Source organism: Micromonospora sp. RTBAU3-60, from assembly GCF_054963695.1.
On the sequence record NZ_JBUEGB010000058.1, the window covers coordinates 22,327 to 42,548 of the forward strand.

General features: G+C 71.2%; 18 protein-coding genes and 1 pseudogene. 4 read left to right on the forward strand and 15 right to left on the reverse strand.

Annotation, left to right across the window (positions count from 1 at the left end; genetic code table 11):
* The first annotated feature begins 351 nt into the window (after positions 1-351).
* A complete protein-coding gene (locus ACY34I_RS32005) occupies positions 352-2,619 on the forward strand; it encodes a phage holin family protein (RefSeq protein ID WP_462758913.1) in 2,268 nt (755 codons plus the stop codon).
* A gap of 17 nt (positions 2,620-2,636) precedes the next feature.
* Here ACY34I_RS32005 and ACY34I_RS32010 read toward each other — a convergent pair whose 3' ends face one another.
* The 4 genes from ACY34I_RS32010 to ACY34I_RS32025 form a co-directional block, all read right to left on the reverse strand.
* Complete coding sequence (locus tag ACY34I_RS32010; protein WP_462758914.1) at positions 2,637-3,215, reverse strand: DedA family protein; 579 nt, start codon at positions 3,213-3,215, stop codon at positions 2,637-2,639.
* Entirely contained in the window at positions 3,212-3,976 is a 765-nt protein-coding gene (locus ACY34I_RS32015; RefSeq protein ID WP_462758915.1) for an MBL fold metallo-hydrolase, read from the reverse strand. Before ACY34I_RS32015 ends, ACY34I_RS32010 begins: the two co-directional genes overlap by 4 nt.
* 318 nt (positions 3,977-4,294) lie before the next feature.
* Positions 4,295-4,708, reverse strand: coding sequence for a VOC family protein (locus ACY34I_RS32020; RefSeq protein WP_462758916.1), 414 nt, complete (start codon positions 4,706-4,708; stop codon positions 4,295-4,297).
* A 288-nt stretch (positions 4,709-4,996) separates the two neighbouring features.
* Entirely contained in the window at positions 4,997-6,418 is a 1,422-nt protein-coding gene (locus ACY34I_RS32025) for an MFS transporter (protein ID WP_462758917.1), read from the reverse strand.
* A 244-nt stretch (positions 6,419-6,662) separates the two neighbouring features.
* Between ACY34I_RS32025 and ACY34I_RS32030 the strand changes: the two genes are divergently transcribed.
* Entirely contained in the window at positions 6,663-6,944 is a 282-nt protein-coding gene (locus ACY34I_RS32030; RefSeq protein WP_462758918.1) for a heavy-metal-associated domain-containing protein, read from the forward strand.
* A 90-nt stretch (positions 6,945-7,034) separates the two neighbouring features.
* Positions 7,035-7,301 carry a glutaredoxin family protein gene (locus ACY34I_RS32035; protein ID WP_462758919.1) on the forward strand — a complete coding sequence of 89 codons (267 nt, stop codon included), beginning with the start codon at positions 7,035-7,037 and terminating at the stop codon, positions 7,299-7,301.
* Positions 7,302-7,458: 157 nt separating this feature from the next.
* On the opposite strand, the gene ACY34I_RS32040 is transcribed toward ACY34I_RS32035, so the two are convergent.
* The 11 genes from ACY34I_RS32040 to ACY34I_RS32090 form a co-directional block, all read right to left on the reverse strand.
* Positions 7,459-8,946: an FGGY-family carbohydrate kinase gene (locus ACY34I_RS32040; protein ID WP_462758920.1), complete on the reverse strand. Its 1,488-nt coding sequence runs from the start codon at positions 8,944-8,946 to the stop codon at positions 7,459-7,461.
* Positions 8,947-8,955: 9 nt separating this feature from the next.
* A complete protein-coding gene (locus ACY34I_RS32045; protein ID WP_462758921.1) occupies positions 8,956-10,068 on the reverse strand; it encodes an alcohol dehydrogenase catalytic domain-containing protein in 1,113 nt (370 codons plus the stop codon).
* The gene (locus ACY34I_RS32050; RefSeq protein ID WP_462758922.1) at positions 10,065-11,072 is read right to left on the reverse strand and encodes an ABC transporter ATP-binding protein; all 1,008 of its coding nucleotides are present in this window, start codon (positions 11,070-11,072) and stop codon (positions 10,065-10,067) included. The genes ACY34I_RS32045 and ACY34I_RS32050 overlap by 4 nt, the downstream gene beginning before the upstream one ends.
* A complete protein-coding gene (locus ACY34I_RS32055) occupies positions 11,065-12,129 on the reverse strand; it encodes an ABC transporter ATP-binding protein (protein WP_462758923.1) in 1,065 nt (354 codons plus the stop codon). Before ACY34I_RS32055 ends, ACY34I_RS32050 begins: the two co-directional genes overlap by 8 nt.
* On the reverse strand, positions 12,126-13,058 hold the full coding sequence (locus tag ACY34I_RS32060) for an ABC transporter permease (RefSeq protein ID WP_462758924.1): 933 nt from the start codon (positions 13,056-13,058) through the stop codon (positions 12,126-12,128). Before ACY34I_RS32060 ends, ACY34I_RS32055 begins: the two co-directional genes overlap by 4 nt.
* Positions 13,055-13,984, reverse strand: a complete 930-nt coding sequence (locus tag ACY34I_RS32065; protein WP_462758925.1) for an ABC transporter permease — start codon at positions 13,982-13,984, stop codon at positions 13,055-13,057. Before ACY34I_RS32065 ends, ACY34I_RS32060 begins: the two co-directional genes overlap by 4 nt.
* The gene (locus tag ACY34I_RS32070; protein WP_462758926.1) at positions 13,984-15,063 is read right to left on the reverse strand and encodes a LacI family DNA-binding transcriptional regulator; all 1,080 of its coding nucleotides are present in this window, start codon (positions 15,061-15,063) and stop codon (positions 13,984-13,986) included. The genes ACY34I_RS32065 and ACY34I_RS32070 overlap by 1 nt, the downstream gene beginning before the upstream one ends.
* Positions 15,064-15,093: 30 nt before the next feature.
* Positions 15,094-16,626: an ABC transporter substrate-binding protein gene (locus tag ACY34I_RS32075; protein WP_462758927.1), complete on the reverse strand. Its 1,533-nt coding sequence runs from the start codon at positions 16,624-16,626 to the stop codon at positions 15,094-15,096.
* A gap of 46 nt (positions 16,627-16,672) precedes the next feature.
* Positions 16,673-17,002 carry a hypothetical protein gene (locus tag ACY34I_RS32080; protein ID WP_222870865.1) on the reverse strand — a complete coding sequence of 110 codons (330 nt, stop codon included), beginning with the start codon at positions 17,000-17,002 and terminating at the stop codon, positions 16,673-16,675.
* A 21-nt stretch (positions 17,003-17,023) separates the two neighbouring features.
* A complete protein-coding gene (locus tag ACY34I_RS32085) occupies positions 17,024-17,986 on the reverse strand; it encodes a DUF6772 family protein (RefSeq protein WP_462758928.1) in 963 nt (320 codons plus the stop codon).
* Between the two features lie 337 nt (positions 17,987-18,323).
* Positions 18,324-19,478 carry a phospholipase D-like domain-containing protein gene (locus tag ACY34I_RS32090; RefSeq protein ID WP_462758929.1) on the reverse strand — a complete coding sequence of 385 codons (1,155 nt, stop codon included), beginning with the start codon at positions 19,476-19,478 and terminating at the stop codon, positions 18,324-18,326.
* 375 nt (positions 19,479-19,853) lie between these two features.
* On the opposite strand from ACY34I_RS32090, the pseudogene ACY34I_RS32095 reads away from it, so the two are divergent.
* Positions 19,854-20,222 (forward strand): annotated as a pseudogene (locus ACY34I_RS32095) (dihydrofolate reductase family protein); the annotation flags it as partial.

Genomic DNA, 20,222 nt, shown 5'->3' on the forward strand with positions numbered 1-20,222 from the left:
GATATCTGCTCACCGCCTCGGCCCTCGCCGTGCTCGCCTACGCCGGATGGCGGCTGACCCGTCTACCGGTCCGCCCCGACTGAGCCGCTCCTACCACGCCTGATTCCCGGGCCGCTGCCCACCTCGTCTCGCCCGCCGCGCCGCTTCCGCGGCTAGGCGGCCCGCGACGGCACCGCCCGGACGCTCTCGCGTCACACCGCGTCCGACCCGATGCCGACCCTCCCGCCCGCTCCAGCCTGCGGGCACTCCGGCCCTCCGGCATACGGATCTTGGCAGATCGGGTGTGGCATTGTGAGTCGAATGGAGCCGGACCCAGATGCCGGGGGGCACCGAACGCTGCTGCCCCAGCCTGTGCGCGTCGGGCTGGGGGTGCTGCGCGACTACCGGCCGACGTTCGCTCGGGTGCGCGCCCTGCTGCGCAACATGATCACCTCGTTCGTGGTGCTCAGTACGACGCTGTGGCTGCTGCCGGGCGTCACCGCGAGTGGCCTGGTCGCGACCCTGTGGCTGGTCGGGCTGATCGCCGCGATCGGCGCGGTGCTACGGCCGCTGCTGTTCGCCCTGGCCACCACGCTCGGCGGGCTCGGCGCTCTGGCCATCGGCGTGTCCGTACAGGCCGTCGTCATGTACGTCGCGTTGCGTCTGGATCCGGAAGCGGACGTGGCGGGATTCGCCGATGCCTTCGCCGCCGCCTGGCTCGCCGTGGCGCTCGCGGCGGTCGTGAACTGGCTCGCTGACGCAGGAACGGACGACGCGTTCGTCAGCGAGATGCTGTGGGTGATGACCCGGGTGCGGCGCAGGCGGGAGCGGCGCCCCACGTGGCGACACCGACGGCGGCGAGGTGGCGTCACGGTGGAGACGCCCGCCCGGCAGGCCGCCGACGGCCTGCTCATCGTCCAGCTAGACGGGGTGGCCGCGCCGCTGGTGGGGTGGGCTATCCGCGCCGGCAACCTGCCCACGGTCGGCCGGTGGCTGCGCTCGGGCAGCCACCGGATGACCCGCTGGCACACCGGACTGCCGGCCACGACGCCCGCCGCGCAGGCGGGCCTGTTGTACGGCGACACTCGACGGGTGCCGGCCTATCGCTGGTACGAGAAGGCGACAGTGGGCGACAGCAGGGCTCGCTCCGCCGGCCGCATGGTGGTGACCAGCCGGCCACGCGACGCCGCCGAGATCGAGCAGCGCCTGTCCACCGGACAGGGTCTGCTGCGGGACGGCGGCGTCAGTATCAGCACCGCCTTCACCGGCGACGCCCCCACCAGCCTGCTCACGGTGAGCCGCGCGGGACTGCCCGGACCGTCCACCCGGGGTTACGCGGTGTTCATGGCCAGCCCGTACGGTTTCGCGCGCGCCGTGGTGCGCGGGGCCGGGCAGGTGCTTCGCGAGCTGTACGAGGCGCGGCGGCAGCGGCTGCGCGACATCCAGCCAAGGGGACGGCGCCGGGGCTCGTACCTGGCGCTGCGCCCGATGGCGAGCCTGCTCAGCGACCTGAACGTGTCGCTCATCGCCGAGCAGATGGCCGCCGGGGCACCGGTCATCTTCTGCGACTTCCTGGACTACGACGAGGTGGCCCACCACGCCGGGCCGGCTCGCCCGCAGGCGATGGCGGTCCTCGAGGCGCTCGATCAGACGCTCGGCGTCCTGCAGCGGCTGGCGGCTGAGGCGACGCGGCGTTACCACATCGTGGTGTTGAGCGACCACGGGCAGAGCCAGGGCGCCACGTTCCGCCAGCGATACGGCGAGTCGCTGGCGGAGCTGACTGCCCGCCTTGCCGCGCACCCGGTGCGGACGGTCGCGTCCGGCCCCCGGCTGGCGCCCACCGTCCCGGCCCAACCCGCGGCGACCGTCGAGGCCGCCGGTCCCGTCGAGTCGTGGGGCCGGGTGAACGCGCTGCTCGCCGAGGTCGGTGGCCGGGGCGGGGCGACCGGCACGGCGGCTCGGCTGGCCATGCGGTCGCGAGCGGACGGGGGCGAGGTCAGCCTGGGGCCGGCCGACCGGGAGGAGGCGGCCACCGCCGCCGATCCGGAGGCCGTGGTGGTGGCATCGGGCAACCTGGCGATGATCTACCTGCCCCATCATCCGGGCCGGCTGACCCGCGAGCGGATCGACGCCGCCGTCCCGGGGCTGATCGACGGCCTGGCCGCGCACCCCGGCATCGGGCTGGTCGTGGTCGACTCCGCCGCCGGACCGGTGGCGATCGGGGGCCGCGGCTGCCACTGGCTGCGGGACGGGCAGATCGAGGGTGATGATCCGCTGGCCCCGTACGGCCCCCGGGCCCGCCATGACCTGCTTCGCCACCAGGCGATGGACCACGTCGGCGACCTCGTGGTGATCAGCGCCGTGGAGCCGGGCCTGGAGGAGGTCGCGGCCTTCGAGGAGTTGGTGGGGTGCCACGGCGGGCTCGGCGGCTGGCAGACCGAGGCCCTGCTCATCCATCCCGCCGACTGGCCGCAGGAGGGCGAACTGGTCGGCCCGGACGACGTACACCGGCAGTTGCTCGGCTGGATGCGGCGGCTCGGCCTGCGGCGGGCCGACGACCACGCCGGCACGCAGGATGGCACGGGCAACGAGCCGGACGTCGACCGGGACCACGACCGGCGCCGCGAGCCGGCCGCGTAGCGCAGGCGCTGACCGGCCTACGGGGCCAGCGGATCATCCGGCAGCCGCCGACGCCGGCTGAGCCAGCCCAGTCCCTGGGTGACCAGGACGACGAGCAGGATCGCGGCGACGACGCTCTGCCACGGCTCCGGAAAGACCGCCCGCCCGAGGACCCCGATCGAGGCGTAGAGCACCGACCACAGCAGGCTGGCCGGCGCGTTGGCGACGGCGAACCGCCGCCAGGCCAGCCCTGCCACGGCTGCGGCCAGCAGCACCGGGACCCGGCCACCGGGGATGAGCCGGGACACCAGCAGCGTCGAGACGTGCCCCTCGCGCACGCGGGCCGGAACCCGGCCGACCCGCTGCCGTCCGCGCAGGCCGGGTAGCCGCTGGGCGACCCGCTCGCCACCCCATCCGAGGATGCCGTACGTCGCGAGGTCGCCGATGTACGCGCCGACGGCACCGGCGATCACGACCAGCACCACGGTCACCGGATGCTGGTGGGCGGCGAGTGCCGCGGCGCCGCTGACCGCCGCGCCGGTCGGCACCACCGGGAGCACGGAGCCGAAGAGCACCACCAGGATCAGCGAGCCCAGCGCACCGAGCGTGGCCGTCACCGTGGGTCCGCTAGGAACGACTCGCCCGGCCGCAGCACGCGCACCTGCGTGGCCGGCGCGACCGTCTCCACCTGACGAGCGAAGTCGTCGCCCGGCCGAAAGAACCGGTCCGGCCGGATCCGGTCGCACCCGACCGGCCAGAAGGTGCCGAAGTGGATGGGTACGGCCCACGCCGGCGCCGCGCGTCGTACCGCTTCGGCGGCCCCCGACGGGTCGAGGTGGCCGGGGCCGAGCGTCGGGCCCCAGCCACCCACCGGGATCAGCGCGAGATCGAGCGGCCCCAGCTCGGCCATCTCGTCGAAGAGACCCGTGTCCCCGGCGAACCAGGTTCGCGCGCGGCCTTCGATCAGGTAACCGACGGCGGCGGCCCGGTGCCGGGACCAGGGACCCCGGCCGGCGTGGTGGGCAGCGGGGACGGCGGCGACGTCGAGGCCGCCGATCGTGAGCCGGTCACCGACCGCGAGTTCCGTGCAGCGCCCGGCGGCCGCCGCGCCGAGCGCCCGCCGGACCAGCCGTGCGGCGCCCGCCGGCACCACCAGCGCGGTGTGCTCGGGCAGCCGGCGCAGTGACGCGAAGTCCAGGTGGTCGGCGTGCAGGTGCGACACGAGTACGGCGTCCGGAGCGGACGGTAGTCGCGGGGTGGGCCCGCGTCGACGGCGCAGATGGGCGAGCCGGTCACGCAGCAGCGGGTCGGTCAGCAGCCGCGTTCCCGAGTCCTCGATCCACACGGTGCTGTGCCCGCACCAGGTCAGCTGCACCACGCCGACACCCGCACCGCGTTGGTCACGCCTGCCACCGTATCCGGCCGCGCCGCCGAGCGACACGGAGGCTGTGGCGGGCGCGGTTGGCCGGGACCCTCACCTGCTGAAACAGGGTGGCGGGCCGATCTTGTGTCGTTCAGCTCGGTCCGGCCAGGCGTGGACGGGCAGCTGCGCCGAGGGATGCGGGCGGGGCGTGTGCCCACGGTCGCACTGGTGGGATCCGGAACCGAGAGCACCGGGGGCCGCGACGCGGTCGCACTGGCGGAAGCGTGTCGGTCGTCGTGATCGGCCGGAGAGGGCGGATGGCGACTACGAGGGTCACCCTTGGCGGGGCTGAGTCACGCCGAGAATGTTGCCTTCGCTGTCCTTGAACCAGGCGGCGCGCATGGTCGCGACCTCTGCGACGCCGTTGACGGTCTTCAGGCCAGGGACGTCGTACTCTTCGAACGTCACGCCGCGCCCCCGGAGGTCCGCCATCTCGGCGTCGAGGTCGGCGACCAACCAGGCCGCCAACGTGTGGGGCGCCTGCCCGGCGTTGGAGGTGGGATAGATGAAGAAGTGCGTTCCACCGGATTCGAAATGGACGGCGTCCTCGGCCTCCCGGGAGATCGTCAGGCCCAGGGTGTCGCGATAGAAGCGCTTCGCCCGTTCCATGTCGCTCGCTGGTATGGCCGCCTGCACCGGTGCGTCTCTCAACACGTGGCTCACCTCCTGCGACAGCGTAACCAGCACCAGGCCGGCATGGTCCCGCTTTGTCCCACTCTGGGTGCCGGGCCGACCTGGAGGCGATGGCAAGGCACGCGGGTGCCCTCGCTGATGATCGAGGTCAAGCGGATCGCGCCGGGCCGGGACATCTGCCGCCGGCCGACGCCGGTGGGGTGAGTCAGGACCTGACTCACCCCACGCGTCCTACGGTCGGTCTCGTAACGAGCGGCGAGGCGACGTGGGCGGAAGGGTGCGTCCACCCCCGGCAACCGAGCCGGTGACCTACGAAGCCAGGATTGCCCTGGCTGGATCAGGTCACCCCGCGCGTACCGGCTCTGCGTCGTTGGCGGGCTGTGGCTTTGCGGTGTGCAGGGTGAGGCCGGCGATGACGGCTCCTACGGCGGCGACGATCCCGGCGCCGACGAAAGCGGCGGAGTAGCCATCGGTGAGGGCGGGCAGGTCGCCGAGCCGGTCGGCTCCGGCGGAGGCGGCGACCGCGGTCATGGCGGCCAGGCCGAGCGCCGAGCCGATCTGGTAGCTGGTGTTGACGATGCCGGAGGCGAGGCCGCCCTCCTCCGGCCGGGCGCTGGAGATGGCCGTACCGAGTGACGGGATGAACGCCAGGGACATGCCTAGCGCCGCGACCAGCGAGGCGGGCAGGACGTCCACGGCGAAGCTGCCGTCGGGGCGGACCAGGGCGAGCCAGCCGAGTCCGACGGCCAGGACGGCGAGGCCGGTGACCACCATGCGGGCAGGCCCGAACCGGGCGATGGCCCGCGGCGCGAGGAAGATCATCCCGATCATGATGAGAATCGTCATCGGCAGCAGGGCGGCCCCGCTGGGGAAGGCGCGGTAGCCGAGGACCTGCTGCAGGTAGAGGTTGAGGAAGAACCACATCGGGATCCACGCCGCGCCGAGCATTATCTGGGCGACGTTGGCGGCGGCGAGGTTGGGCGCGCGGAAGATGGACAACCGCATCAGCGGCTCCCGGCGGGCCGCCTGGATGGCGACGAACGCACCCAGGGCGACGACGGCTCCGGCGAGGACCAGCCAGGTCTGCCCGGAGGCCCAGCCGATTTCGGGAGCGCGGACGATGCCGTACACCGCCGCGCCGAGGCCGACGGTCACGGTGAGCGCGCCGACGACGTCCAGCGACCCACGGCGCGTGCCGCCGGCGGGCATCAGCGACGGAGCAGCCACAAGGGCGAGCACCGCGACCGGGATGTTGATGTAGAACACCCACGGCCAGCTGATGTATTCGGTGATGACGCCGCCGAGGAAGACCCCGGCGGTGCCACCGGCGGGCGCGGCGGCGCCGTAGAGGGCCAGCGCCTTCGTGAGTTCTCGGGGCTCGGCGCCGAAGAGCATCATCAGCAGCGTCAGGGCCGACGGGGCGATCAGCGCGGCCCCGGCGCCCTGCACGGCGCGGGCAGCCAGCTCGACCGCGACGCTGTCGGCGAGGCCGGCGGCCGCCGAACCGATGAGCAGGACAAGCCAGCCGGCGGCGAACATGCGCTTGGCGCCGAAGAGGTCGGACAGCCGGCCGCCGAGCAGCAGCAGGCCGCCGAAGGCCACCACGTAGGCGTTGAAGACCCAGGACAGGTTCTGTGGTGAGAAGCCGAGGTCGGCCTGCATGCGCGGTAGCGCGACGCCGATGATCGAGGTGTCCATGATGACCACGAACTGGGCGAGGGCGATGAGCCCGAGCGCCCACCACCGCTTGGAACCGGATGACACTGCGACCACTCCTTCGGTTACCCATAGGGGGTACTGGTAACGCGGATTGTCTACCCCCTACCCGTATCCGGCGTCAAGTGTCCGCAGGCGTTTGCCCGCTTCCAGGCGGAAGTTCGGTGAGGTCTTGAGCCGGATACCCAGGGGGGTATTGTCAGACCGCCAGCCGGCGGGATGCTGGCCCGTTCATCGCCGACGGGGACGCGTTGTCGGCGAGCCGGTCGCGGGAGCTATCCGAGGAGTCTTGATGTGCGCGAATGAATCCAGCTGCGGCTGCGCCACCGGCACGGCCGACAGCGCGGCTGCGGCCACCGTCAGCACGGACGGAGCCCGCACGTACACCGTGTCGGGAATGACCTGCGGTGGCTGCGCCAGCAACGTGAGCCGTCACGTCAGCAAGGTCGCCGGCGTGACCGATGTGCGGATCGACGTGGCCAGCGGAAAGGTGACCGTCGTCAGCGACGCACCGCTGCAGACCGTCGACATCCGGGAAGCCGTGGAGCGGGCCGGATACCAACTCGTGGTCTGATCACCGGCTCGCCGCGTCCGCCGTCGGCAGTCGCGCGGCGCGCGGACGCGGCGTCCCCACTGTCCCCTCTATTCGCCACAGGAGACCGACATGACCGGCGACGACCTCCTCCATCCAAACGCGGCCGAGCCCCGGTTGGTGGTGTACGGCACCGGCTGGTGCCCTGATGTCCGCCGCAGCCGTGCACTGCTGGATACCGCTGGAATCGCTTATCACTACGTGGACGTCGAGGAGGACCCCGCCGCGACGAAACTTGTCCGCCGGCTGCAGCGAGGTCAACGTCGGATTCCCACCCTGGTGTGGCCCGACGTAACTTCCTGGTGGAGCCCACGGATGACCAACTGCGGGCACACCTGATCGATATCGCCGCGAAGCCCGGCGACGTCAGCGACTGAGGGCCGGCCATCCGCGCCAACCCCGGCTGGTTGGCCCGGGCCCGGGCGTCACGCGGGTTCCTCCGTGCGGGCGTTCTCGGGATGATCGGTCTGTTCCGCGCCCGGTGCACGGCCCTGACTCACTCCCCCTGCTGCACCGCGGCCAGCTCGTGCACCACCTCCCGGGTCGTCCGGTACAGCGACTGGAAGTTCCCGAACAGCCGGTCGTACAGCTGCGACGTGCTCCCGTCCGGCGTCACCGTCCGCGCCACCCGCGACCAGTCGGTCTCCGGCGGGACGAGGCCGGTGCCGATCGCGGCGAGCAGGGCGTCGCCGTAGCTGGCGCCGATGGTCTGGGCCGGCAGGATCTGCTCCCGGCCGGTGATGTCGCTGACCACCTGGGTCCACAGCCCGGCCCGCGCGCCCCCGCCGACCGCGACGATCCGGCCGGCCGCACCGCCCGCGATGTCGAGCAGGTCGATGATCTGCCGGACGCCGTAGCCGATGCCCTCGTACACCGCGCGGAACAGGTGTCCCCGGCCGTGGCGCAGGCTCAGCCCGGCCACCACCCCCCGGGCGGACGGGTCGAAGATCGGGGTCCGTTCGCCGGCGAAGTACGGCAGCAGGAGCAGCCCGTCGGCGCCGGGCGGGGTCGCCTCGGCCTCGGCGATCAGCTCCTCGAAGGGCGCTCCCCCGGTCAGGCGCTGCACCCACTCGGTGAGCAGGCCGGAGGTGGACATCCCGGCGGCCAGCGTGTACGAGTCGGGTTCGACCCCCGACGTGGTCCAGAGCAACGGATGCGTGCGGGGCTGCGACAGCACCTGGACGAAGAACATCGTGGAGCCGTACATCAGCATCAGGTCACCGGGGTTACGGACGCCGGCGCTGAACGCCTCCGCCCAGGCGTCCACCGTGCCGGCGCAGACGGGGGTGCCGTCCGGCAGTCCGGTCTCGGCGGCGGCCGCCGCGTGGATCGTGCCGGCCACCTGCGCCGGCCAGAGCAGTTCCGGGAAGCGCAGCTCGGGGGCGAGGTCGGCGATCCGGTCCGCGCTCCACCGGCGGGCCGCGATGTCGTACAGCGGGTCGCACTGGCTGGCGCTGTGCTGGTCGAGCACGTACTCGCCGGTGAGCCGGGCCACCACGAACGAGTTGGAGTTATACCAGCGAGTGGCCCGCGCCCACGCCTCGGGCTCGTGCCTGCGGACCCAGAGCATCTTCGGGCCGACTGCCTGCGACGACAGGGCCGAGCCGCCCCGGGCGACGATCTCCTCGGCGCCGTACCGCTCGGTCAGCTCGGCGATCTCGGCGGTGGCGCGCATGTCGATGCCGTACAGGATGGCCGGTCGCACCGGCCGGACCTGTTCGTCGCAGAGCAGCAGGCAGGGGCCGACGCCGCTGACGCACACTCCGGCGATGCGTCCGCCCGCCGCGGCCGCGGTCAGCTCGCGGCTGATCGCCACCACGTCGGCCCACCAGACCGCGTCGGCGTCCACCTCGGCCCAGCCGGGGCGGGGGTAGGAGACGGTGTGCGGCCGGGTGGCGGTGGCCACAATCGTGCCGTCCGGCCGGGCGAGGACCCCCTTGCTGCTGGCGGTGCCGAGGTCGATGCCGATCAGGTAGTCGCTCACGGGCCGCACCTACTGCCCGGGAATCAGGGACACCTTGACCGACCGGGTGCCGTCGGCGACCAGGTCGAGTCCCTGCTGGAAGTCGGTGAGCGGGAGCTGGTGGGTGCAGATCCGGTCCATCGGCAGCACGCCGGACTCCAGCATCCGGATCGCCGCCGGCCAACAGTGCGGGCCGAGGTGGGCGCCGCGCACGTCCAGCTCCTTGTCGTCGCTGATGATGCTCCAGTCGACCGTGACGTCCGAGCCGAAGACGCCGTACTCCACGTAGGTGCCGAGCTTGCGCAGCAGGTTCAGGCCCTGGAGCACGGCGGCCGGGTGGCCACTGCCCTCCAGGTAGACGTCGGCGCCGTACCCGTCGGTCAGCGCGCGGACCACCTCCAGCGGGTCCTCCCGGGCGATGTTCACGGTGACGTCGGCGCCGCACGCGGCGGCGAGCTCGAGCCGCTCGTCGGACATGTCCAGGGCCACCACGTGCGCCGGTGACTTCGCCCGCGCCCCGGCCACCATGCCCAGGCCGATCGGCCCGCATCCGGCGACCACCACCACGTCGTCGAAGGTGATGCCGCCGCGTTCCACGGCGTGCAGCGCGCAGGACAGCGGCTCGGCGAACGCGGCGTGCGCCGGCGGAAGGTCGCGGGAGACCTTGTGCACCAGGGCGCCGGCCGGGAACACCATGTAGGACGCCATCGCCCCCGGGGTACGGCGCTTGAAGCCGTAGATGTCGTGCGGGGCGCACATCCAGTACTGGCCGCGCCGGCAGTACCGGCACTCCCAGCAGGGCACGATCTGCTCGGAGACCACCCGGTCACCGACCTCGACGCCCCACCGGGCGCGGGCGGCGTCGTCCAGTTGGACGATCTCGCCGACGAACTCGTGGCCCGGGACGACCTCCGTCTGCGCCCACGCCGGGCGGCTCTGGTCGCCCCAGAACTTGGTCGCGCCGTGGTAGCACTTCAGGTCGCTGGCGCAGATGCCAACGGCCTCGACCCGGACCAGCGCCTCGCCGGGGCCGGGCACCGGGACGGGCACCTCCTCCAGCCGGTAGTCCTTCGGTCCGTGACAGACCACCGCTCGCATTGTCTCGGGCACGCGTCCTCCTCGGGGTGGTGGGGTGGGGGTCATCCGACGATTCCGTACCGCGCGTCGGCCTCGGCGAAATGGCAGGCGACATGGTGTCCGGCCGCCCGGTCGGTGAGTTCCGGCTCGATCTGGGCGCAGCTTTCCCGCGCCTTGAAGCAGCGGGTCCGGAACCGGCAGCCGCTGGGCGGTGCGAGCGGTGAGGGCACCTCACCGCCGAGCACGATCTCCTCGGGCCGGTCGTGCCGCCAGTCGTCCACCGCCGGGGCGGCGGACAGCAACGCCTGGGTGTACGGGTGGGCCGGCGCGCCGAACACCTCGTCGGTGCGGCCCTGCTCGACGAAGCGGCCCAGGTACATGACCGCCACGGTGTCGGCGACGTGCCGCACCACGCCCAGGTCGTGCGAGACGAAGACGTACGACACGCCGGTCTCGGCCTGCACGTCGCGCAGCAGGTTGAGGATCTGCGCCCGGATCGACACGTCGAGCGCGGAGACGGCCTCGTCGCAGACGATCACCTTCGGTCGCACGGCGAGGGCCCGAGCGATGCAGATGCGCTGCCGCTGGCCGCCGGAGAACTGGTGGGGTCGCAGCCCCCGTTGGCTGGACCGCAATCCGACCAGTTCGAGCAGTCGGTCGACCTCGGCGTCCCACCGCTCGCGCGGCACGATCCCGGGGTGGATCTGCCAGGGCTCGCTGATCAGGTCGCGGACGGTCATCCAGGGGTTCAACGACGCGTACGGGTCCTGGAAGACCATCTGCACGTCGGGGCGCAGCCGGCGGCGGGTGGCCCGGGAGGCGGTGGCCAGGTCAACGTCGCCGAGCAGCACCTGGCCACTGGCCGCCGGGAGCAGTCCCACGATGGTCCGGGCCAGGGTGGACTTGCCGCAGCCGGACTCGCCCACGATCCCGACGGTGCTGCCGGCCGGGACGACCAGGTCCACCCCGGCGACGGCCCGTACCCGCCGGCCCCGGGAGAACAGCCCGCCGGAGAGCCGGTAGTCGACGTGCAGGTCCTTGACCCGCAGGACCGGCGTGGACTCAGGCATGTCCGCTCACCTCGCTGGCGTCGTTGGTCTCGGGCAGGTTCGCGCCGTCCCCGACGACCTCGTCGGCGAAGTGGCACGCGCTGGCCCGGGCCGGACCGACGGGTCGCAGCGCGGGCACCTCGGTCCGGCACCGGTCCCGAGCCATCGGGCACCGGGGGTGGAAGGCGCACCCGGACAGCACGGTGCGGGGATCCGGCGGCTGGCCGGGGATGGCCTCCAGGGCCGCGCCCGGCCGCCGGCGGTCGGGCACCGAGCGCATCAGCCCGACGGTGTACGGGTGGGCGGGCCGGGTGAGGACCTCGCGGCTCGGCCCGGACTCGACGACCCGGCCGGCGTACATGACGACCACCGAGTCGGCGGAACGGGACACCACGCCGAGGTCGTGGCTGATCAGGATCATGGTGAGCCCGCGGGCCTGCTTGCGGGCGACCAGCAGCCGCATGATCTGCGCCTGCACGGTGACGTCCAGCGCCGTGGTGGGCTCGTCGGCGATGAGCAGCCGCGGTTGCAGCGACAGCGCCATGGCGATCATGACGCGTTGCCGCATGCCGCCGGAGAACTCGTGCGGGTACGAGCGGGCACGCCGTTCGGCGTCGGGGATGCCGACCTCGACCATCGACTCCACGGCCCGGTCGCGGGCCTCCCGCCGGCCCAGACCGGCCCGGAGCCGGAACATCTCGGCGATCTGGTCGCCGACCCGGATGCACGGGTTCAACGCCGACAGCGGGTCCTGGAAGATCATGCCGAGCTGCCGGCCGCGCAGCGGCTGCCATTCGCGTTCGGTCAGCCGGGCCACCGGTGTGCCGTCGAAGACGATGTCGCCGCCGCCGACGGTGACGCCGGGCGGGAGCAGGCCCATCATCGACAGCGCGGTGAGGCTCTTGCCGCTGCCGGACTCGCCGACGATGGCCACCGTCGTGCCCTGCGGCACGTCGAGGCTGACGCCGCGGACCAGGTCCACCGCGCCGGCGCCACGGCCGAGGGTCAGGCGCAGGTCGGTGAGGCTGATCAGTGGTGCGGTCGGGGTGCCGCCGTGCGGCGGTCGAGTGTCGGTCACAGTGCCGCCCTCGGGTCGGTGTGGTCGCGGTAGGCGTCGCTGACCAGGCCCACCGCCACGACCACCAGGGCGAGGGCCACGCCGGGCAGGGTCGAGATCCACCAGGCCGAGGAGAGATAGTCACGGCCGTCGGAGATCGTCGCGCCCCAGGAGGCCTGGGTGACCGGGACGCCGAGGCCGAGGAAGCTCAGCGACGCCTCGGCCACCATGGCGAGCCCGATCTGGGCGGTGCCTGCCACCAGCAGCGGCGCCCAGCAGGACGGGAGGATGTAGCGGACGAGGATCCGCAGGTGACCGGCGCCCACGACCCGGGCGGACTCCACGTACTCCAGGCCCTGGACGGTGAGCGCGGACGCCCGGACCACCCGGGCGAAGATCACCCACCGGGTCACCGCCAGGGCGATGATGATGTTGGTCAGGCTGGGCCCGAGCACACCGGCGATGAGGATGGCCAACAGCACGCTGGGGAACGCGAGCTGGGCGTCGCCGAGGCGGGAGATCAGGGTGTCGATCCAGCCGCCGAAGTACCCGGCCAGCAGCCCCAGGACCAGGCCGGCGAAGCCGCCGATCAGCACGGTGGCCAGGCCGACGATCACGGAGACCCGGCTGCCGGCGAGGATCTGGGCGAGCAGGTCGCGGCCGAGCTGGTCGGTGCCGAGCAGCGTGACGCCCCCGTCCGAGAGCCGCGCTCCCGGTGGCAACAGCCGGTTGGGCAGGTCGGTGTCGGTGGCCGAGTACGGCAGCAGCAGCGGGCCGACCGCGGCGCCCAGCACGACGAGGGCGAGGAAGCCCACGGCGACCCAGGCGCGCGGCGGCATCCGGCGGCGGGCCGGGGCCGGTACGGCCGGATTCGCGTCGGGGGCGGGGGTTCCGGGGCCGGCGGCGGCGCGCTCGGGGGCTTCCGCCGGGGATGCGGGGTTGAGGGTCATGACATGTGCTCCGGATTCAGCCGCGGGTCCAGCTTGACGTAAAGGAAGTCGACCAGCAGGTTCAGCAGGACGTACGCGACGGTGATCGTCATGATGGCCGCCTGGACCACGGAGTAGTCCCGGTTGGTGATCGAGTCGATCATCAGTGAGCCGACGCCGGGCCAGGCGAAGACGACCTCGATGATCACGGCGTTGGCGATGAAGTTGCCGACCAGGAGCCCGAGCAGGGTCACCACCGGGATCATCATGTTGCGGACGACGTGCCGGTAGAAGACCACCCGGCTATCGACGCCCTTGGAGCGGGCGGTGCGGACGTAGTCCTTGCCCAGTTCCTCGAGGACACCGTTGCGAACCAGCCGGGCGAGCCAGCCGAGGAACGGCAGCGCCAGCGTCACCGACGGCAGCACGAGGGAGGCGACGGTGCCGTCGGCAGTCGCCGGCAGCACGTCCAGGGTGCGGGAGAAGATCAGGATCAGCATCACGCCGACCCAGAACGACGGCAGTGCCTGGCCGAGCAGCGTTGGCACGGAAATCAGCCGGTCGATCCAGGAGCCGGCCCGGCGCGCGCTGACGACACCGAGCGGGAAGCCGACCACGAGGGTGACCACCAGCGCGCAGGCGGACAACTGGAGGGTGGCCGGCAGCCGGTCCAGCACGTTGGCGAGGGCGTCGCCGCCGAGCCGCCAGGAGCTTCCGAAGTCGCCTTGCAGGACGCCGTGCAGGAAGGTGGCGTACTGGCTCAGCAGTGGCTCGTCGAGCCCGAGCTCCCGGCGCAGGTCGGCCAGGTCGCTCGGGCTGGCCGACGTGCCGAGGATCAGCGCGGCGGGGTCGCCGGGGGCCACCCGGACCACGAGGAAGACCACCGTCAGCGAGGCCAGAATGATCAGCAGGGCCTGCGCGAGGCGTTTCAGGACGAACCTGAGCATCAGCTGCTCCCGGGGTCGGCGGCAGTGGGCTGCCGGTGGGTGGAGGAGTCGCGGACGATCAGCTCGCCGGGAAAACTGATCCGGGTCCGGGGCGCGGCGGCCCCGCGCTGGCCGATCCGGGCGACGAGCTGGTCGACGGCGGCGGCGCCGACCTGTTCGGCGGGGAGTCGGACGCTGGTCAGGCCCGGGGTGAGGTACGCGGCGAAGGGATGGTCGCCGAAGCCGACGACCGCGACCTCCTCGCCGATCACCCGCCCCGCCTCGTTGAACGCGCGGTAGACGCCGAGGGCGAAGGAGTCGTTGCCGACCAGGATGCCCGAGCGGGGCGGGACGTCGGCGACCAGGTGCTGGGCCAGCTCGTACGCCTCGGCCGGCTCCCACGGCAGGGTGTTGGCGGCGCGCCGCCGGGTCGGTACGCGCAGCTCGCGCACCGACTCCGGCGGCACCCCCCGTTCGGCCAGCGCCCGGTGGAACCCGTCCACCCGCGCGCGCACCGTGGAGATCTGCAGGTCTTCCTCCAGGAGGTAGACCTGCTCGACGCCGGTGTCGAGCAGGTGCAGAGTCGCCTCGTAGGCGCTGCGCTCGTAGTCGATCCCGACCAGGTCGCAGTCGAGTTCGGGCAGGTCCCGGTTGACCAGCACCAGTTCCGTGCCGGCGGCCATCAACCGCTGCCAGTGCTCGGCCCCCGGCTGCACCGGCACGACGAGGGCGCCGTCGACGCCCCAGCGCCGCATCGAGTCCACGGCCCGCAGCTCGTTGGTGTGGTTCTCCTCGGAGACCACCAGCAGCACCGAGTAGCCCAACACGCTGCCGCGCTGCTCGATCGCGCTGATCATGCGGGAATAGAACGGGTTCGAGGGGTTGGTGATGACCACCCCGATGGTCATGGCCTGGCCGAGGACCAGTGACCGGGCCATGGTGTTCGGGACGTAGCCGAGCCGGTCGGCCTCGGCCTTGATCATCGCCCGGGTCGCTTCGTTCACCGCGCTCTTGCCGGCGAGCGCACGGGAGACGGTGTTGACCGACAGCCCGACCGAGGTGGCGATGTCTTGCAGCGTGACGCGTCGAGGTGGAGTCATGGTGACGTCGAGCGGCTTGCGGGCAACCGCTCAGCCTCCCATCAGCACTGTGGACAGATCTGGTTGGTTACTGGGTACCGGCGTGAAGCCCTGCACCGTGTCCCGCACCGCGTAGGCGGTGGTGATGGTCGCCGGGAAGATCCCGACCGCATCGTCCCAGATCGTTTTGCACGCCTGCGCGTACAGGGTCTTCCGCTCCGCCTGGTCGGACGAGCCGCGCGCCTTGGCCAGCAGCTCGTCCAGCGCCGGGTTGTGGTAGCCCATCCGGTTGGCCTTGGAGGTGTAGAGCCGGCCCAGGGTGAAGTCGGCGTCGCCGGTCGTGACGGTGTTCGTCTGCAGGTCCATGTCCCAGTCGAGCTTGTTGAGCCGCTCCAGCCAGGTCGCCTTCTCGACCTGCTGGGCCTCGACCTTGATGCCCACCTTGGCCCAGCTGGCGATCATCGACTGGGCGAGCTGGGAGATCAGCGGTCCGCTGGTCGCGAACCACATCATCGAGGTGGTGAATCCGCCGGCCAGGCCGGCCTCGGCGAGCAGCTGCCGGGCCCGGGCCGGGTCGTAGGCGTACGGCTGCTGCGGCGCGGCGCCGAAGACGGTGGACGGGATGGGCGCGTCCATCACCTTCGCCGACTCCCCGTACAGGTCGCGCACGATGCTCTCGATGTCCACGGCGTGCCACATCGCCCGGCGGACTCGCGGGTCGGTGAAGGGCTTGCGGGAGCAGTTGAACCAGTTGAGGAAGTACACGTAGCTGGGCACCCGCTCGACCTTGACGCCGCTCTTGCCGGCCACGTCGCGCACCTGGTCCGGCGGCACCGGCCAGAAGGCGTCCACGTCGCCGGTCAGCAGCGAGGTGATCGCCGTGGAGGTCTCCGGGATGTACGGCAGGTCGATCGCCGGGCTCTTCGCGGCCTCGCCCCAGTACTTGTCGGCCTTGACCAGCCTGAGCTTGGACGACGGGGCGAAGGAGTCCACCCGGAAGGGCCCGCTGCCGATCGGCTTGCGGAAGAACTCCGGATCGTCGAGCCGCTTTCCGGGCGGGATGAACAGCAGGGTGAGGTTGACCAGCAGGGTGCCCAGCGGCCCGTCGGTACGGATGGTGACGGCGGTCGGGCTGGTCGCCTCGGCCGACTTCACCGACCCCCACAGGGCGGAGAGATTGGTGGTCTTGCTGATCGCCTTCTTGAGCGAGGCGACCACGTCGTCCGCGGTCAGCTTGGTGCCGTCGTGGAAGGTCACGTCGTCGCGGAGTTCGAAGACCCAGGTCTGCGGGTCCGGCCGGGTCCAGGACTTGGCCAACGCCGGGGCGTACGTGTCGCCCTGACGACGCACCAGGGTGTCGAAGATGAGCCGGCGCGCCATGAGCGCCGGCTCATCGACGGTGGTGTTGGCGCTGAGCGGGTCCAGGTCGGTGATCGGCTGCGCGAAACAGACCTGGAGGGCCTTCTTCGCCTTCTCCGCGTCGCCGCCGGCCACCCCACAGGATGCCAGGAAGGCGCTCGCCGCTCCGATGCCGGCGATGCTCATGAAGCGCCGGCGGTTGATGGTGGTGGTGTGGTTGTCCATCGCCTTCTCCTCAAGGGGTAGGCCGTCGGCGACGCGGAGGGCGTCGTCAGGCCTTCAGCGCGAGATAGATGAGGGTGGGAACCTGGGTGTCGGCGGCGTCGCCGTGGACGGTGACGCGCAGCCGCAGCCAGCCGCCGAACTCACGGGTGACCCAGGTGAACACCCCGGTCGTGTCGACGGTCGTCGCCGGCTCGTCGAGGTCGCACCAGTACAGCCCGTCCGGGGAGACCTGGACGGTGCAGTCGAACTGCCGCACGCCGGCCGGCAGGTCGAGCACCCGCAGGAACCAGCGGGCCTCCCGGGCCCAGGCCACTTCGTACGGTTCGGTGGTGTAGTGCGGTCCGGTGATGCCGTCGCGCTCGAGGACCGCGGTCATGGAATTGTGCATGGAATTGGCCTACCAATCCGTCGAGATGACGACGGAGTCGAGGTACACGAAATTGCGGACGTTGGTGTGCGTGCGCACACTCACGTAGAAGTTCAGAAGATTGTTGAGCGAACCGTAGGTCTCGCCGTACGGCGGCACGGGGACATCGGACAGATCCATGACCCGGTCATTGACCTGAAGTTCCACGTTCTTGCGGGTGCTGGTGTCGATCACCCAGCGCAGGTAATGCCAGTTGACCTTTGTCGGCACCTCGTTGTAGCACAGTTCCTGCGGCTCGCCGACCGGGCTCCAGTCCTCCGGGTTCGGGGCGGTGAAGTCGGCCAGTCGCGGAAGCTTGAGCTTGCCCTCGAAATGCTCTCGCGGGGTCGGCTCGGGAACCGTCGGGTACACCCACTGCCGCTTCAGGTTGTTGTCCAGGTCGGTGTTCAGGTAGCGCATCACGGTGTGGTACCGGGTGCCGTCGCAGATGTCGGTGGCGACGGTCAGCGCGCCGAACTGCGTCTCCGACGGGTGGAAGTTGGCGTCCCACCCGGCGCTGCCGGCCTGCTCATCGGCCCGGTTCTCGGTCGACGCCGCCTCGGCGTTGTAGGAGAAGTACGTCTCGAACTGGACCTTTCCGCGACCGGCCATGGTCAGCCGACGGATGGCCACACCGGTGTGGCCGGCCAACGGCTTGCTGGCCACCTTCAGCGCGTAGGTGCCGGACATGGCGCCGTGCGTGCCGATGTCGAAGAAGTTGCACGCGCTCAACTGCGGCGGGCGGAAGTCGCGCATGTGGTCGTCGACAACCGACAGGTCACCCTTGTGATCGTGGTTGCCGATCAGTTCGGTCCAGCCATGGGTGCCGGTGTTGAAGTCGTCGTAACAGAGAATTCTCGGCAGCGGGTTGAATCGGGACAGCCGCACATCCGAGGCCAGATTGGCCCGGCGGATCTGCTCACCGATGTCAACGGTTTCAGGTGCCTGGGTCACACTAACTCCGCTCGTCACCATTAACGTTAATGTAGCTCCTCGCGTCGGAGGACGCATTAACGTTGAGATTGCCCGTAGGTTACGACTGCCGAACAGGGGTGTCAAGGGTCGGAAAATCCTGCCCGAGACCACCGGCGGGGCGTGCGGTCACGGTCCATGACACCACCGGGGACGGTGCGTGAAAAATCAGCCCGACTCATCGCCGGGTGTCGGATTCGCCCGCCCGTCGGACCCACCTGAAAGTGGTCGGTCACAGCCCCTGAGCGCCGGCCGGAAGCCCGGGATCCGGGACCGGCACACGGCCCCGGACCCGGACGAGGCCGACACTCCCCGGCACCTAGCCGGCGACGGCGTACATCGCCTCGAAGCTGGCCCGGTACTGCTCGTACACCGACTTGATGTTGGTCTTCACCATCGCCTCGTCGTTGCGACGCAGCGAGGTCCGGTTGAAGTTGGGGCTACCCGTGATCACCCAGTGCCCGCCCTGCCCGCTCTCCAGCAGCAGGTACTTGGAGTGGATGCGGCCGGGCAGCGTCGCGCCGTTGAGCTCACGCAGGGAGATGTTCGGGTGGGCCGAGAGCAGGGCGTAGACCTCGTCGTCCATCAGGCCGTGCACGATACGGACCTGGCAGCCCTGGTCGGCCAACTCCACGATCCGCTCGGCGATCCCGATCCGGTAGCTGTCCCACTCCGACATGCCGATCCGGATGGTCGCACCCGCGCCACACGCGACGCCGGCCAACTGCTCCACGATCGGGTCGCCCTCGGCGCGAGGGTAGAAGAACGCGGTGACTGAGCCACCCGGCATGCCGGTGGCAACCGTGCGGTAGTAGTCGTCGTCGCGCAGCTCGGCCGCCAGGTCCTCGAAGTACGCGTTGTAGGCGGCGTACAGGCGGTGGTTGCCGACCAGCGTCATCGCGTTGTTCCAGTAGGTGGCCGAGTTGACGTCGGTGAAGTTCGCCGAGGACTGCACGACGACGTCGGACCGGCCGCCGGTCTCGGAGAACAGGTAGAACTTGTTGTGGTTGCCCTTGGTGCCGATGCACGCTGCGGTGTTCCCCTCCGGGGAAAGGTTGCTGCAGACGTGCAGCCACGACCCCCGCGACCGGTCGCCGCCGAACTCGTCCCGCAGCATCCGCACCGCCGGGTTGGTCACCTGCCACCCGTCGAGCACGACCTGCACGTCAACGCCCCGCCGGCGGGCCGCGACCAGCTCGCCGGCGAAGTCGAGACCGGCGGCGCCGGAGATGACGAATTGGGCGATCCGGATCCGGGAACCCGCGGGCGCCTGCCGGACAAGACCGCAGATCTGGCGTACGACGGCGGTGGGGTCACCGGCCGCCGGGTTGTTGAACACCGCCCCGGTGCTCACCGGATTGATCGGCGCCTCGCGGCAGGCCGAGTCGGCGGTCGCCGCGGAAGCGGGGGCCACGGGCAGCGCCGACAGCAGCACCGCGGACAGGGTGGCCGCGACCATTGTCTTGGTTCGCACAGCGTCTCTCCATTCGGGAAGCAGAACGGAAGGCTCGGCAACGACGGCACGAGCCGGGGACGGGCACCTGACCGGTGCTCACGTCCGGATCTTGCGACAGCTAACCACGCCCGGGAGACGCCGCCGTTAACGTTAATGTAACGACTTGTCCGAGTAGCGGGGCGATGGGCCAGAGTTGGGCATCTGCGCCTGAGGGCCAAACCTGGCCTGGCCTTGAGCAACCGCCCGCTGACCGCGATCGCGGAAGTGCGGCTGGAAAAGGCTGTCGAAAAAATCCGGCCGCCGATGTCGAACTCGGCGTCGCCAGGTTCGACCCCTGGGCAGAGACGGACCGGCCCGGTCACCGGCGGGCCGAGGCAACCAAGGAGCGGATCGATGACGAAGGTTACGACCGGGGCGACCATGTCGCTGGACGGCTACATCGCCGACGCGTCGCACGGCGGGTTCGAATACCTCTTCCAGTGGTACAACAACGGCGACGTCGAGACGCCGACGGCCACGCCCGGCATGACACTGCGCACCTCGGCGGCGAGCGCGAAACACCTGCGCGACCTGAACGAGCGGACGGGTGCGCTGGTGGTCGGCCGGCGGCTGTTCGACATGACCCACGGCTGGGGCGGCCGGCACCCCATGGACGTGCCCGTGGTCGTCGTCACGCACACCGTCCCCGAGGGCTGGGAGCGGGAGAGCGACTCGTTCGTGTTCGTCACCGACGGCATCGAGCACGCGATCGACACCGCCAAG

Bases quoted from the DNA above. Each gene is read 5' to 3' on its own strand.
- ACY34I_RS32030 (WP_462758918.1), top strand. From the start codon at position 6,663: ATGTGCGCGAATGAATCCAGCTGCGGCTGCGCCACCGGCACGGCCGAC.
- ACY34I_RS32035 (WP_462758919.1), top strand. From the start codon at position 7,035: ATGACCGGCGACGACCTCCTCCATCCAAACGCGGCCGAGCCCCGGTTG.
- ACY34I_RS32045 (WP_462758921.1), bottom strand. From the start codon at position 10,068: ATGACCCCCACCCCACCACCCCGAGGAGGACGCGTGCCCGAGACAATG.
- ACY34I_RS32050 (WP_462758922.1), bottom strand. From the start codon at position 11,072: ATGCCTGAGTCCACGCCGGTCCTGCGGGTCAAGGACCTGCACGTCGAC.
- ACY34I_RS32060 (WP_462758924.1), bottom strand. From the start codon at position 13,058: ATGACCCTCAACCCCGCATCCCCGGCGGAAGCCCCCGAGCGCGCCGCC.
- ACY34I_RS32065 (WP_462758925.1), bottom strand. From the start codon at position 13,984: ATGCTCAGGTTCGTCCTGAAACGCCTCGCGCAGGCCCTGCTGATCATT.
- ACY34I_RS32070 (WP_462758926.1), bottom strand. From the start codon at position 15,063: ATGACTCCACCTCGACGCGTCACGCTGCAAGACATCGCCACCTCGGTC.
- ACY34I_RS32075 (WP_462758927.1), bottom strand. From the start codon at position 16,626: ATGGACAACCACACCACCACCATCAACCGCCGGCGCTTCATGAGCATC.
- ACY34I_RS32080 (WP_222870865.1), bottom strand. From the start codon at position 17,002: ATGACCGCGGTCCTCGAGCGCGACGGCATCACCGGACCGCACTACACC.